Annotated in this window: 13 protein-coding genes, 1 tRNA gene and 3 pseudogenes; 8 read left to right on the top strand and 9 right to left on the bottom strand. The window is 61.9% G+C overall.

Going from position 1 to position 13,649, the window contains the following annotated elements; all coding sequences use genetic code 11:
• Nucleotides 1-860, top strand: an 860-nt coding sequence (locus GSQ76_RS10960; RefSeq protein WP_216850994.1) for a transposase, incomplete at its 5' end; no start/stop codon positions are given.
• 52 nt (nt 861-912) lie between these two features.
• A pseudogene (locus tag GSQ76_RS10955) lies at nt 913-1,029 on the top strand (IS5/IS1182 family transposase); the annotation flags it as partial.
• A 54-nt stretch (nt 1,030-1,083) separates the two neighbouring features.
• Here the strand turns inward: GSQ76_RS10955 and GSQ76_RS10950 are convergent.
• The 5 genes and pseudogenes from GSQ76_RS10950 to GSQ76_RS10930 all read right to left on the bottom strand — a co-directional run bounded on the left by GSQ76_RS10950 (nt 1,084) and on the right by GSQ76_RS10930 (nt 5,316).
• A pseudogene (locus GSQ76_RS10950) lies at nt 1,084-2,307 on the bottom strand (IS256 family transposase).
• 345 nt (nt 2,308-2,652) lie between these two features.
• A complete protein-coding gene (locus tag GSQ76_RS10945; RefSeq protein WP_158743952.1) occupies nt 2,653-3,531 on the bottom strand; it encodes a WcbI family polysaccharide biosynthesis putative acetyltransferase in 879 nt (292 codons plus the stop codon).
• 361 nt (nt 3,532-3,892) lie between these two features.
• Nucleotides 3,893-4,496: pseudogene (locus GSQ76_RS10940) on the bottom strand (IS3 family transposase); the annotation flags it as partial.
• Between the two features lie 334 nt (nt 4,497-4,830).
• Complete coding sequence (locus GSQ76_RS10935; protein WP_158743950.1) at nt 4,831-5,007, bottom strand: hypothetical protein; 177 nt, start codon at nt 5,005-5,007, stop codon at nt 4,831-4,833.
• 21 nt (nt 5,008-5,028) lie between these two features.
• Nucleotides 5,029-5,316, bottom strand: a complete 288-nt coding sequence (locus tag GSQ76_RS10930) for a hypothetical protein (RefSeq protein WP_158743949.1) — start codon at nt 5,314-5,316, stop codon at nt 5,029-5,031.
• Nucleotides 5,317-5,757: 441 nt separating this feature from the next.
• Between GSQ76_RS10930 and GSQ76_RS10925 the strand changes: the two genes are divergently transcribed.
• Nucleotides 5,758-6,348, top strand: a complete 591-nt coding sequence (locus GSQ76_RS10925; protein WP_158743948.1) for a phage baseplate assembly protein — start codon at nt 5,758-5,760, stop codon at nt 6,346-6,348.
• Nucleotides 6,349-6,596: 248 nt separating this feature from the next.
• On the opposite strand, the gene GSQ76_RS10920 is transcribed toward GSQ76_RS10925, so the two are convergent.
• Nucleotides 6,597-7,730, bottom strand: a complete 1,134-nt coding sequence (locus GSQ76_RS10920) for a DUF4238 domain-containing protein (RefSeq protein ID WP_158743947.1) — start codon at nt 7,728-7,730, stop codon at nt 6,597-6,599.
• A 228-nt stretch (nt 7,731-7,958) separates the two neighbouring features.
• Between GSQ76_RS10920 and GSQ76_RS10915 the strand changes: the two genes are divergently transcribed.
• On the top strand, nt 7,959-8,165 hold the full coding sequence (locus GSQ76_RS10915; RefSeq protein WP_158743946.1) for a hypothetical protein: 207 nt from the start codon (nt 7,959-7,961) through the stop codon (nt 8,163-8,165).
• Between the two features lie 14 nt (nt 8,166-8,179).
• Here GSQ76_RS10915 and GSQ76_RS10910 read toward each other — a convergent pair whose 3' ends face one another.
• The 3 genes from GSQ76_RS10910 to GSQ76_RS10900 form a co-directional block, all read right to left on the bottom strand.
• Complete coding sequence (locus tag GSQ76_RS10910; RefSeq protein ID WP_158743945.1) at nt 8,180-8,701, bottom strand: hypothetical protein; 522 nt, start codon at nt 8,699-8,701, stop codon at nt 8,180-8,182.
• 295 nt (nt 8,702-8,996) lie between these two features.
• Nucleotides 8,997-9,089, bottom strand: a tRNA-Ser gene (locus tag GSQ76_RS10905).
• Between the two features lie 55 nt (nt 9,090-9,144).
• On the bottom strand, nt 9,145-9,393 hold the full coding sequence (locus GSQ76_RS10900) for an Lrp/AsnC ligand binding domain-containing protein (protein ID WP_158743944.1): 249 nt from the start codon (nt 9,391-9,393) through the stop codon (nt 9,145-9,147).
• A 172-nt stretch (nt 9,394-9,565) separates the two neighbouring features.
• Between GSQ76_RS10900 and GSQ76_RS10895 the strand changes: the two genes are divergently transcribed.
• Genes GSQ76_RS10895 through GSQ76_RS10880 form a run of 4 tightly spaced genes read left to right on the top strand, consistent with a single transcriptional unit; the run spans nt 9,566 to nt 13,608 of the window.
• Complete coding sequence (locus GSQ76_RS10895; RefSeq protein ID WP_158743943.1) at nt 9,566-10,171, top strand: glycoside hydrolase family 19 protein; 606 nt, start codon at nt 9,566-9,568, stop codon at nt 10,169-10,171.
• Nucleotides 10,172-10,174: 3 nt separating this feature from the next.
• On the top strand, nt 10,175-10,612 hold the full coding sequence (locus tag GSQ76_RS10890; protein WP_158743942.1) for a hypothetical protein: 438 nt from the start codon (nt 10,175-10,177) through the stop codon (nt 10,610-10,612).
• A 42-nt stretch (nt 10,613-10,654) separates the two neighbouring features.
• Nucleotides 10,655-12,415, top strand: a complete 1,761-nt coding sequence (locus GSQ76_RS10885) for a thiamine pyrophosphate-dependent enzyme (protein WP_158743941.1) — start codon at nt 10,655-10,657, stop codon at nt 12,413-12,415.
• Nucleotides 12,412-13,608, top strand: coding sequence for an MFS transporter (locus tag GSQ76_RS10880; RefSeq protein ID WP_158743940.1), 1,197 nt, complete (start codon nt 12,412-12,414; stop codon nt 13,606-13,608). Before GSQ76_RS10885 ends, GSQ76_RS10880 begins: the two co-directional genes overlap by 4 nt.
• Nucleotides 13,609-13,649 lie beyond the last annotated feature (41 nt).

Here is a 13,649-nt window from a genome sequence, read left to right as displayed (position 1 = left end):
ACCTGATGGAGAACGTCAGCGCCGCCTTCCTGGAAGCCGTCAGACGCTCGATGCGCGCCATCCGCGAGATGCTCAACGCCACGGTGATCGATCCGGCGCTGCTGACCCAGGCCGAGCGCATCCAATACGATGGGTTTCTGCTGCGCCAGGACAGCAACCGAACCATCAAAGCGCTGGCCGCGGCAGGGATGCCGATCAAGAAGATCGCGCGGCAGACGGGTCGAAGCCGCAAGCTGGTACGCGGCGTGCTGCGCGGCGCCGACGGCGATGTATTCCGCTGCCTCACCAGCATCCTGGAGCCGTTCCTCGTTAAGCTGGCAGCCGAGTGGGACGGCGGTTGCCGCAATGGTGCCGAACTCTGGCGCCGACTTCGCGCTGCGGGATTTCAAGGCGGTGTTTGGGTGGTGGCGGAATGGGCTACCCGGCGGCGGCGCACCGAGAAGGTCGGGCAAACCCTGTCCCGCACCGCGCCACCTGCGCGCCAACTGAGCCGCTTGCTGACGACGCGGCGTGACCACCTGTCCAAGGCGGATGCCATAACGGTGGCTGCGATCGAAAGCGGGGTGCCTGCTCTTGGGATGGCGCGCGATCTGATGGACCGCTTTCACCGCATGCTGCGGGCGGGTGACGCTGACGCGCTGGCACCGTGGCTGGCCGACACCGGAGCCAGCCTGCTTGCCTCATTTGGCAAGGGCGTCAAAGCCGACCTGGACGCGGTGCGAGCCGCATTGACCCAGCCATGGTCGAACGGCCAGACCGAGGGTCAGATCACGAAACTGAAGCTTTTCAAACGCCAGATGTATGGCCGCGCTCGGCTTGATCTCCTCCGGGCACGCCTCGTCATCCCAAGTCCAGCCTGACCATCAACCTGCACCGAGATTGAGTCAGAGCCCAAATTCCATGCCGATTGACAAGAACCGCGCCCGGCTGCTGGACGGCGATGTGGCCCAGCGGCTGCTGGCTGCCGTGGTGGCCCAGCCGGGGGTGCGGGCGTTGATGTCGGATGAGCATTTCTCTGTGGATGGCACCAAGCCAGGGCGCGAGGGACTATCCGAATTTCCGTGTATGGGGCCTGTTGATTGCTCAGGCTCGCGCTTTTGTGGATCGCTCTGGGAAGAGGATAGCGAATTGTGCCTTTGCCATGGTCCATTCACGCGGTGGCATGATCCATTCCTTCTCGGCACGGTGCAAGACGAGAAACAGCAGCTTGAGGGCTGCCTTGTCGGTTGGAAAATGTCCGCGGGTTCGGACGCTACCGCAGCTTTGCGTTTAGCGCCTCAATGGAATTGGTGGTGTAGAGGATCCTGCGGACGTCATCGGGAACAGCGTAGAACGGGATGACTTCGTGCCAGGCGCGACGCCAACTCTGCACGATGGCGGGATATTTTGCTCCCCAGGGCCCGGCCTCAAAGGCATCCAGCGCGACGGAGGCGGCGATATCGTCTTTGGCCCGGTAGATGTCCTTCAGCGCGGTGGCGACATCCCTGCGGTCCTTGAAGGATACGAAACCCAGCGAATAGCGCAGCAGATGAACAATACAGGTCTGAACCGTGGCTTCAGGAAAGACCGCCCGGATGGCTTCCGGAAAACCTTTGAGCCCATCGACTACGGCGAGCAGGATGTCCTCCACACCAAGGTTTTCAGTTCGTTCATGACCCGCAGCCAGAATATGGCCCCCTCATTCTGCTCAATCCAGAGCCCCAGCACCTCCTTGGTTCCGTCCGCCCTGACGCCAAGGGCGACATGGATGGCCTTGTTGCGCACCAGGCCCTCATCGCGGATCTTGACCCGCAAAGCGTCGAAGAAGACCAGAGGATAGCTCGCCTCCAACGGTCGGTTCTGCCAGAGGGCCACCTCCTCCAGCACGGCATCAGTAATGGCGCTGACCAGGTCTGGGGAGATGTCCAGGCCGTAGAGTTCACGGATGTGGCCCTGGATCTCTCGCGTGCTCATTCCACGCGCATACATAGAGATGATCTTCTCATCGAAGCCAGGGAATCGGCGCTGATACTTGGCAATCAACTGCGGATCTAATGTGCTTTGCCGATCCCGGGGTCCATTCCAGGGCCAACCGTCCAGTGTCGGTCAGCACCGTCTTCTGGCCGTAGCCATTGCGGGTGTTGGCGCGACCGCCGGCCGCTTCGCTGCCCAGGTGCTGATCCATCTCGGTATTCAACATCCGTTCGGCCACGCCTTCTTTAGCGCGTCGAGCACACCGTCCGGGTTGAAAGCTGTGCGAGGATCCGCACCGTCGAGAAGCTGGTCAAGCAGGGCATCCGGGATAACAGGTTGTTTGCGACGCGCCATGGAAAGGGTCCTTTCGTCCTAATCGGACCCCAGACACGAATTCCTGATAGAACCCGCGCATGGCTCCAGCATGCGACGTCAGTCAGGGGAGGTGCACCGCCAAGCTGCGCGGGCGGGCAGAGTTGTTCGAACCCAGCATAGGCGTCAGCGTGCAGACAACCACGGTTGGCGCCGAGCAGGCACTCTCTTGGTGACGTGGCCAGCCAGAACTCGAGGATGCGTCGCCGGTCTCATCCCATCCTCATGGGTCTGCGCCGACTGCCGTGGCGTAATCAGAACGCAACCTATGAAAACATCTCATACTTTTTAAGTGCGATACTCATAATCCTAAGCACGAGGGTCGAACTATACGGCCTGAACAAGCTCAGCCTGCAGAAACCGGCGTGCACGGTCCAATGCCGGGGCGGTAAACCCTCCTTCGACCGCTGCAAAAGCCTCGTGGCTTGCGACTACGAACTCGTGCAGATTCTTTTTTCCCAACACAGCGTGAAAGAACTCATAACTGCCGCCCGGCTTGCTGAGGGCCTGGGCGATTCCGGGGTAGATCGGCCACCGCGCCGCACCACGCAATTCATCGTCAGGGGCGTTCGGGATGAGGTCTCGATCAAACCGGATCCCGGCGAGATCCAAGGCTTGGATGGCGACAGCATGTATGGCCGAGATGGTTGGGTGATTGACGGTGTGCATGAAGACGTCTCCGTGCAACATTGGGCCAATGTCGTAGCCGAGCTGCGTCGCCGATCGCTGCAACGCAACCGCGGCTTTCTCAAATTGGTCGAAATAGCCAAGCGAGGCGAAGACGTAGTTGTTAAATAACCGAACAGTCCTGGCTGCCGACAATCCCTCAAGAAACGCACCTGCAACGAGGGCGGAGTGGTAAGGCCCCATCGGTCCCTGTATATCGCGACCCTCTTTCCTAATATAAATGCAATCAGGTTGATAACCCGTAAAGGCAATATACGGAAACCGGACGACCTTCTGGCAAATCTTCTCCAACTTATCGGGCTCGAAGTCCCCGTAGGTGCCGCCGCTCAGCGGCAGAGAAAAGACTATGTCTGCTTCTGCCAAAGACTTAAGCCACCCAGCCTTTCGAACTTCAGATGGCTCTGTGGCGATCTTGCCTAAATGGAAGACGAAAGCGCGTGATCCAGGAACAAGCAACTCAAGGCTACGTGCGAAACCTCGAGCCGTACAATTCCCTACGATACCAAACGATGCACTCATCGGCTTCTCCTTTCCTGTCCACTCTATTGAATTAAGGACAGGTGGCGTTCTCAAGCGAACAGAAAATTCCTGCTAACACACGGTAACTCAGCTGTCATGATGCAAACAGTCCATGGTCCTTGCTAGAGGTAGCAAGCTATTGAGGCTTTGGATACCCACGAGTGATTTCACGGAGTTGGAACATCGTGGAACTGCGTTGTAGGCGACCGTGGCGTGGACATTGGACTGCTTGATAAGGTTGCCACCCCGGCCGGGTTGATGAGCGCCTCGCCACCCCAGAATGTACCTTTGACCCCTTGCCCCGGCCTTGACCATTCTGACGCGCATTCCCGCAACTGCTGATGAGTCGAGCAAGCAGAGCTTATTGCAAAGGCTCTGCGCGGCCAGAGTCGCGTCCCTGGCGTCTCCCTAGGGCCGAATGAAGGCGCTGGCGATTGTAGAAGCCCTCGACATACGCGAACAAGTCGCGTTTGGCGTCATGCCTGGTGGCGTAGGTCCTATGATGCACCAGCTCGGTCTTCAGCGTGTGGAAGAAGCTTTCGATCGGCGCGTTGTCCAGTGGGTTAGCCCGCCGGCTCATGGATGGGATGATACCTACAACCTTCAGGGCTGCTTGGTAGTCATCGCACGCATATTGGACTCCGCGGTTGGATTGCTGGCCGAGATCCGGGCTCGGCCGCTGACGTTGGATGGCCATCATGAGCGCCGATGTTGCCAGCTCAGCGCGGAGATGCTCACGCATGCTCCAGCCGACGATCTTGCGGGTGTGCAGGTCCATAACGGCCGCCATGTAAGCCAGCCCGCTTCGGTTGCGATGTAGGTCAGGTCTGCCAGCCAGACTTGGTTTGGCGTTGCAGTCGTGAACGTTCGGTCCAGCCGATTGGGGGCAATCGAAAGGCGTGGCGGCTGTCGGCCGTTTGCACCCGCCGTCGGGGGACGACGAGACCGCGCACGCCGCAGCCGCGCGATCTCGGCCGCCTGGTCGGCTGTCGGAACGGGCACGCGTTTGAGTGAGGGGACAGTTGCCAATCGTCCCGCCTCGGCCGTGGCAGTGCCAGCGCTATACTACCGCACCCATTGGCACAGCAATGTCGGGTGCAGGCCGATTTCGGCCGCAACTGCCGTCGACGTACCCACGCTGCTTCCCCAAGGTCCACGACCTGGCGCTTATAATCCTCTGTAAAGGAACGGCTTGGCTCTCGTCGCCTGCTGATCCATCGAACACCTCTCGCTAAATCATGCCGCATGGTGTCCACGAAAACAAAGGAAGATCAGTTAATCGGCTGCGTTCTCAGTCGCCTAGGCTGCTTGCCGCTGCTCGAGCTCCGCGACCGGCTCGTTTGCTTCACAGACGTCCTTAGCATTATTGGAAGCGTCATCGATTGCGTGAAGCCAGGTGAAGGCCCGGTCGACGCTGTCCCAGTCACGGCCAAGGGCATCAACAAACCGGGCAATCAGGGCTGTCTCGTCAAGCATCTCGTCAACTCCGGGAGCGGATCACTTCACCAGCGTGTAGATCAGTCCACCGATCCCGGCCCAGATCGGCACGGACAACGCCACGCCCAATGCGATGCCGCGTGCCGGCGCAATCGGATCTACCTCAATGGGCAGTTCGCCTTCATCCTCAAGTGCACGGCGAAGATCCTCGGGGAGGTCGGCGTCTTTCGCAGGCGCCCGCAGCAGCTCGATGAGCGTAGGCGAGACATCGGCTCGGCCTAAGCGCCGACGCTCAGCCGAGCTGATCGCGTCAGTCTGATCAGCCACGTTCTGCACATCGATGGTCATGGCACCCGCCGGGAAAAGATGCCCACTTGTAAACGCTAGGGGTTACCAGATTGTTAGCGCGTCACGGCTTGGTCGGGGTGGAAGCGCGAGTGGCAACCCACTCCAGCGGTTGTCCTGGTCCCATGGTGTTGGCTCGATGCTTCAAGTATTGTTTTACCCGGCGTTGCAATCACAAGCGGTTGCATTATTGCCGCTGGCGCTATCGTCTCTTGAAGGACGAGGGTGGCGACGACGAGGCCACGAAGAAGCTGAAGGCAAAGAAGCGCGCTGCCAAGAAAAAGGTCAGCGATGGCGACGATGATAGCGACGAAAGCGACGACACGGACGCGAAGGTCAAAGGCGCCCGCGAGCGTGGTCGGATCGCTGCAATCATGTCGTCCCTCGCTGCACACAAGAACCCGGGCGCTGCGCTGAAGCTGGCTTTTCCCACAGGGCGTGAACGTGGAGGCTGCCGGCACGACGTTCTCGATGGATCAGCGGTTCTCAGATTACGTCGTGACGTGGATGTCCACCGATGCGTTTTTCCAGACGAGGCAAGCTTTCGATGGGGCGACAAACGGCAACAGCCAGGTCAACTTGCACGACGCTTCCCAGCCCCCGCTTCGCCTCCGGCCGCACATCATCGTTTCAGAGCAAGTTGACCAAAGCATGAACTTCGCCCAGCGCCGGGCGACGTGGGAGATGACCCGGAGGAATGGCAGAAGCCGCGTCAGCACTTTGACAACCGACACGTGGCGCGACAGCGCTGGAAAGCTATGGCAACCCAACGCGCTGGTCAGTGTGGACGTGCCGTTGCTAAAGGTCAGCACGCAGCGCTGGGTTATAGGTGAGGTCACCTACCGCTTGGACGAGAGCGGCACCCATGCGGATCTTACGTTGATGCCGCCAGAGGCTTACCAGCTGGAGCCGTTCAACCTGCAGCCCGTCCCTTGGCAGGTGTATCAGGAGCTACAACGCGGCGGTGCAAGCCGTGATCTGCCGTCGGCCGACAACGGGTATGACCCGACCATCCAGGGTCGGGGCGATCTATAGGCTGGTGATCGAGACCCGACCCGAACTGGTGAACGCCTGGCGCCGGGCGGGAGGCGGGCAGCCAAGCAAACCATTGTCGGCCGTGACGGATTAGAGATCGCCCTGTGCCAGTCCCCAGCGCTTGCGCTGCGGCTGGGCTGAGGTGTTGCGAAGGGCTGCCCTGGCTTGTGGAAGACGGGGCAGCCTGAGCGTCTAAACAGTGCGATGGCGTAGGCTGCGGCTCCGGAGAAGCGCCGATAAGGTGAAACCTAAGTCATTTGTCCATCGCGATCAAACTTCCACCCACGCTGTTGCGCAAACTCGGGAAAGTCGCCCCACATTCGCTTGCCAGCGTCAATCTCTTCTGAAAACTCGCCGACCAGTTTCGCCCAAACAGGATCCCGAGGGCCGGGCTGCCGAACTCTGACGCCCTTTCGGGCCGTGAATGCCGACGGTAGTGATGGGCAAAATCTCGGATGGCGCTGCCCAAATCGCAAGAGCTGATTAGGGCTGCCGTCGATTGGAGACGTTTCAAACAACACCGTGGAATCTAGCCTAAGTCCTGCGTATCTGGCGTGTATGCTGCGGCACTCTGCCGCTCCGACCTCAGTTTTAAAATACATGTTATTAAGCGCATTGAGATAGAATGCTATATTTAGCTGGCGGACGTCTTGCGCGGTAATCGCAACAGTCGGTTCCTTATTTTTTCCCAACTTGTAGACGCTGGAGTCGTACATCACCAGGCAAAGCCCTGGATTGATAGGAAGTGCTATTTGGAGGCCTATGGAAGACATGCCATGTGTAAAAGGAGAGTTGCTTTCTCTAAAATGCGAGTTGAATTCCAATACAGGATTGTCAGACAGCAAGAACGCGGTTCCGACGGGAGAAGCAAGCAGCTTTATATTGAGGTCAATAAGGATGGGGCTGAGCATCATCCCCATCCTTACATTGTAAGCCGGAGCGCTTTCCATTCCAATTCTGAAGCCAAGTCGGTCAATGTAAGCAAGCAACTCAGGCGCGGTTCGCTCCATCATCGCACGAGCCACCTTGTCGGCCATTTCATTCGTGTGCACTGAGCGCGCCTCAGTGCGAGAGGCCTGCAGGGCAATGAAAGTCAGCAAATCAAAATGCGCTCTTGTCCCGTATGCCGGAGCCCTGCGCCCCTGTATTATGGCTTTGAACAAGGCACTTATTGTTCCCTCAAACTCGGACAATATGTTTTCCATTACGAGATCTTGACCATAGAAGTAAGGTTTCTGGCATTGCCCGCTCAAGCCAACTGGGCAGTCAAGTGTTTTCCCTTTGCGTATGTTGAACATACCAATGGTCTTTTCTTCCACATCGGGAGAGAAGTGGCGCATCAGGAATTTTGGCACGAAATGCTGGTTCTTTTTGTCTGCCATCTGGACCGCCTCTCTGCACAAACTGCGCCCCATCGTAGGTCGGCACCAGCGCCCCTCCAGCCGGAAATAGCTACGTGACACGCATACCTTTGGCGTGGGTATGCGCCTGACGCGAATACCTCAGTTGTAGAGGCGCCACCGTGATGGTGATGCCTTCGACCCACCCCAAGGAGGGGTGCACCAGATGGCACACTTGCCGTCCATTTGAGATAGACGGGAGAGGAGATCGTGACGATCTCCGCAGCCGATCGCCAACCGGTACTGGCCTGTCCCACCCTATCCCTGGAGGCCGTCAGCAGTAGCGCCGACCACCGAGTTGGGCCGTCCAAGGTCTACCCCGCGCCGGTTAGCGGCGGCCCGGTCGAGCAGATGGATGATGAGGGCGAACGGTTCTGGGCAGTGACGATCGTTGTGCTGGAGGAGGATCTGGGCTAAATGGGGTGTCGCACTTAGCGTACACCCGGGGTAAGATGGGGGACTGGAGGCACGGTAGTCGGTTGCGTAGCGCTAACCGCGGGATGAGTAACAAGCGCCGACACGGCTCGTTCACCGTAGAAACCACCAACGATGAACGAAGTGATGCTGAGTGCACCGAGCACACCGGTAGAAACCTGAGCGGAAATGCCAACGGCCACCGCCCAGCGCGCTCCTCGGCGAGCTTGGCGTAACTGCTTTCTCGCAAGACCGTCCATGCCTGCAGGTAGTAGGGCCTCGCGCGCCTCCAGCATTGGAAGCAACGTGGCCGCAACGGTCATACGGGATGCAGTCGTTACGGTCAGAAACGCAATCACGACGCCGATGCCGGCCAGTGCAACCCCAATGGCAAAAGATATAAACGCGATCAAAAAGCCCTGTGAAACAGGGGCATCGCTTGGTGCAAGCGCCTTGTAGAAGGTCGGGAAACCCACAACCGCGCCCCCATTCAGCGTGACGCACGTCTGCAGCAGCAGAGTCCCAAGATCGGTGGCCATTTTGGTGGCCTCCCGAGTGAGAGGCTCAACCGTTTTCATTGTGTCGCGTATCACCGCTAGGAGTTGGCGACCAGCCTGCGGGCTATTCGGAGTCGAAGGCGTTCCTGACATGTGAGCACGCTGCCTGACAGGCTCTGCTTCAGCAATGTCTCCCCGGGGCCATGTGGGATTGTAGTGGCTCCGACTTGTGCCCGGCGATCCCTACCAAACCCTAGAGGCGAGTGGGACCCAAATTGGGTCATAATTTGAGCTCGAGAGAATTACCTCACGAAAACAGTCGGTTACGAGCTTGGAATGGAGGAGGGGATGGGATTCGAACCCACGGTACGGCTTGACACCGCACAACGGTTTAGCAAACCGCCGCCTTCAGCCGCTCGGCCACCCCTCCGTCGGACAAAGCCTTATAGAACACCCCATGGGGACGCAACCCCCGGGATCGCGCCCTATGTCGCGGCGAAGGCGTTGAACGTGATGAGCGTGTAAGTATCCTTCACGCCTGGCAGGGTCTGGATCCGTTCGGTTACAAATAGGCCGGTGTCCTGGTCGGGCTCCAGGTAGAACTTGCCTAGTAAATCATACTGGCCGGAGGTCGAATAGATCTCCGAGCACTCGGCCACGCCGTCGACGCAGGCTCGAGCCACCTGGTAGGCCTGGCCCATCTCGCATTTCACTTGCACAAATATCGCCCGCATCCGACGCACCATTTCCTGGCTGGTCGCAGATGGTAGCCACGTCAGGCGTCACTTTGTCAAAACCGGGCCATCAGCAGGAATCCCTCGAAACTCCGCCCTTCCGCGTGACAGGGTGCGGGCGCGGTTGGGCAAGTGCCTGGCCAGCATCCCCTCAATTTCGAAGGATTGTCCTATGACCGTCGATCGTTCGACGTTCTTCACCCGTGTCCGTCCCCTGTTCGCCGGCGAGCTTAGCCAAGGCCAGGTCGACGGCATGACCGCCATTCTGGATGCGTGGGAGGCATGGTTGCCCGGCAATGCCGACCTCAACCCGAACATCCGTTGGCTGGCCTACGCCCTTGCCACCGCGTTCCACGAAACGGCGCGCGCCATGCAGCCAGTCGCCGAATACGGGCACGGGGCCCATCGCGACTACGGCCTGCCCGACCCGGTGACGCACCAGGTCTATTACGGGCGCGGCCTGGTGCAGCTCACCTGGAAGGCGAATTACCAGCTACAGGGTGCCCGGCTCGGCTTGGATTTGGAGCATAATCCGGACCTGGCGTTGGGCCTGGATGCGGCGGCCGACATCATGCTGCACGGCATGGCCGCCGGGTCGTTCACCGGGCGCCGGCTGGGCCAATATTTTGGCGCGAATCCAGCCAACGACAACCCGAACGCCGCCCGCCGCATCATCAACGGGCTGGACCAGGCGACGCTGATCGCCGGGTATCACCGCGTCTTCCTCACCGCACTCGTCCCACCCACGCAACTTCAATCCGTGACGCAAGGCGCCTAAAGCATGGACATCAAGACCTATACCGCCCCGCTGCTGGCGGCGGCCACCGATCCGTTGGTGCTGGCGGCCGTCACCTTCGGGGGGCTGATGGCGCTGGCCAACTGGCTGCAGCACCGCAAGAACGTGCAGCTTCAGCAACTCGGCCAGTTGATCGCGATGGGCGGCGGCATTGCCTACAAGGCGTTGGCGTTGCGGGCGGCCGGCGGCGGCGCGGTGACAGCCGCGGGGCTGGCGGCGCTGGAACAACAGGCGATCGGGCAGGGCGTGGCCGCCATCAAGAACGCCGCGACCAAATCCGCGGGCACGCTGCCCGACGCGGCAACCCTGGCGGCACATGTGCAGGGCAAGCTCGGCAATCTGCTGGCGACGGACCCGACCGTGACGGCGCTGCCGCCATCGGCGCAGGCCGCACCCGAACCTGCGCGCCCCGCATTGGCGTGACGCCCGGCCGCGTCTATCCTGCCGCCGCGAGGGAGACGCGATATGGAATTGAAGCGGGCAAGCGCGGCACGGCAAGGGGCGCGGCCGGGGGGACGAGTGCTGGCGGATGCACTCGTGGCCCAGGGCATCGACCACGTGTTCGCCGTGCCGGGCGAAAGTTATCTGGACGTGCTGGACGGCCTGTATGCCGTGCATGACCATCTGAAGCTGGTGACCTGCCGGTTCGAGGCCGGGGCTGTGAACGCGGCGGAGGCTTACGGCAAGCTCACGGGCCGACCGGCCGCGGCGATGGTCACCCGCGGCCCCGGCGCCTGCCATGGCGCCATCGGCGTTCACATCGCCCAGCAGGACAGCACGCCGATGCTGCTGTTCGTTGGCCAGATTCCATTTGCCGAAACCGACCGCGAGAGCTTCCAGGAGGTGGATTACCGCCGGATGTTCGGGCCGTTGGCCAAATGGGTCACGCAGATCGACGATGCCGACCGCATTCCGGAGATCGTGGCCCATGCGGTGGACGTTGCCACCACCGGGCGTCCCGGTCCGGTGGTCATCGCTCTGTCGGAGGAGATGCAGAAGGATCTGGTGGACGTGCCGGACCTCGGCCCCGCCCTGGTGTCCCGCCCGCAGCCGGATCCGGACGCGATCGCGGCGATCGGCAAGTTACTTGCGGGGGCCAGCAAGCCGCTGGCGATCCTGGGCGGTGGCGGCTGGACCGCGACGGGGCGGGAGGCGATCCATCGCTTCCTGACGGCGCACGACATCCCCACCACCGTCGCGTTCCGGCGGCAGGGGCTGTACGACGGCACGCTGTCCAACTTCGTCGGCGACCTCGGCGTTGGACCAGACCCGGCGCTGGTGGCGCGCGCGAAAGAGGCTGACCTCATCCTCGCCATCGGCACCAGGCTGGGAGAGGCGGTGAGCCAGGGCTACACCCTGTTTGACCAAGCCGGCGGCACGGCCATCGTGCACGTGCATCAGGAAGCGTCCGAGATCGGGCGCGTGTTCCGCCCACGTCTGGGCATCACGGCGGATCTGAACGCGTTCGCCACCGCGGCCGCGGCCTTGCCGGTGAAGCGGGTGCCGTGGGGCGAGTGGACGGCGGAATTGCGCGCCATCCGCCAGGCCGGGCGGGTTCCGACCGACACGGCGTATCCGCTGAACGTCGGCGCTGCGATGCGGGAACTGGAAACCTTGCTGCCGCCCGATGCGATCTGCACCTGCGACGCCGGCAATTTCGCAGGCTGGCCGCAGCGCTTCATCGATTTCGGGCCGGGCCAGCGTTTCCTGGGACCGACCAATGGCGCCATGGGCTACAGCGTGCCAGCCGCGGTGGGGGCGAAGATCGCGTTTCCTGACCGCATGGTCGTGTCCTTCGTCGGTGATGGCGGGTTCCTGATGACGGGGCAGGAAATTGCCACCGCGTTCCACCATGGCGTGGCGCCGATCGTCATCGTTTTCAACAACTCGATGTACGGCACCATCCGCATGTATCAGGAGCGGAGTTACCCTGGCCGCGTGTCCGGCACGGCGCTTACCAACCCCGATTTCGCCAAGTGGATCGAGGCATTCGGCGGCCATGGCGAGACGGTGAAGGAGACGGCGGAGTTTGGACCCGCCTTTCGTCGCGCCGTGGAGAGCGGGCGCCCGGCGGTGATCGAACTGGTGATGGATCCAGAGCAGATCACCAGCCGGGCGACCGTCACGCAACTGCGCGCCGGCACTGGTGTGGTGAAGCCGGCGGCCAAGCCGCCGGCCGCCAAGCCAGCACGCCCCGCCACCGCACGCCCCCGCGCGAAACGTTGAGCGGGGGGAATGCACCCGCCACGCAAGCCAAGCCTAATTCCGCCAGCACTGTAACGAGGGCGCTGCTGCCGTTCATCGCGGTGACGTTCGTCGGCTACTGCGCGGTGGGGCTGCCGCTGTCTACCCTACCGCTGCTGGTGCATCGCATGGGCTACGGCACGGCCATCGTCGGCGTGGTGATGGGGCTGGCGCCAGCGGTGACGCTACTGACGCGGCAAATGGCCGGCAGCCTGGCGGACCGGGTTGGGCCGAAGCGCATGGTGATGATCGGGCTGGTGACGGCGGCGCTCAGTGGCGTCGCCTACCTGTTCTCCGCCGGGCTGCCGCCAGCGATGGCGTTGGCGGCGGTGATGATCGGCCGCTTGGTGCTGGGGTTGGGCGACAGCCTGTTCACCACGGCACTGACGGGTTGGATGGTGACGGAGGTCGGGCCGGCGAATGCAGGCCGCGCCCTGTCGTTGAACGGGGTGGCGATGTATGGCGCCTTTGCCGCGGGTGCGCCGATCGGTGCGCTGTTGGGCAGCCTGGGCGGGTTTGGCGCCGTGGCCGTGGCCGTGATACTGCTGCCGTTGCTGGGTATTCCCATCATCGCCGCGCAACCCAGCCTGCGCGTCGCGTCTGCCCGGCGTAGCGGGTTCGGCAAGGTCGTCGGTGCCATGTGGCCGCCTGGCGTGGGCCTGATCCTGGCATCCAGCGGCTTCGGCACGATCGCGGCCTTCCTGGCGCTGCGGTATGACGAGCAAGGCTGGGCCGGCGGCGGTTGGGCGCTAATGACGTTCGGCGGCGTCTATATCATCGCCCGCCTGCTGATGGGTGGCCTGCCGGATCGCCTGGGCGGCATAAAGGTGGCCCTAGTCTGCCTGGTGACGGAGGCGGCCGGCCTGTCTGTCATCGCAGCCGCCGGGTCTCCGCTGGTGGCGGTGTTGGGCACGGCGCTCACCGGGCTCGGCTACTCGCTGGTATTCCCAGCCTTGGGGGTGGAGGTGGTGCGCCGGGTTGCGCCGGAAAACCGCAGCGTGGCGTTGGGCGCGTTCCTGGCGTGTTTCGACCTGGGGTTGGGGGCTGCGGGCCCGGTGATGGGGTTGTTGGCGGCTGGCCACGGGCTGTCCACCGCGTTTATGGGGGCGGCCGCGGCATGCCTGGTTTCCCTGGTGCTGGTCTGGACCACGCGGGTGCGTCGCCAAGTCGCTTGACCCGGCAATTCGGCCGGTTCAAAGCCGCTTGCCAATGACGA

It is taken from the genome of Acidisphaera sp. L21, assembly GCF_009765685.1.
GTDB lineage: Bacteria > Pseudomonadota > Alphaproteobacteria > Acetobacterales > Acetobacteraceae > LMUY01.
Note: the sequence above shows the minus strand (reverse complement) of the source record. Positions and strands in the feature narration are given on the sequence as shown.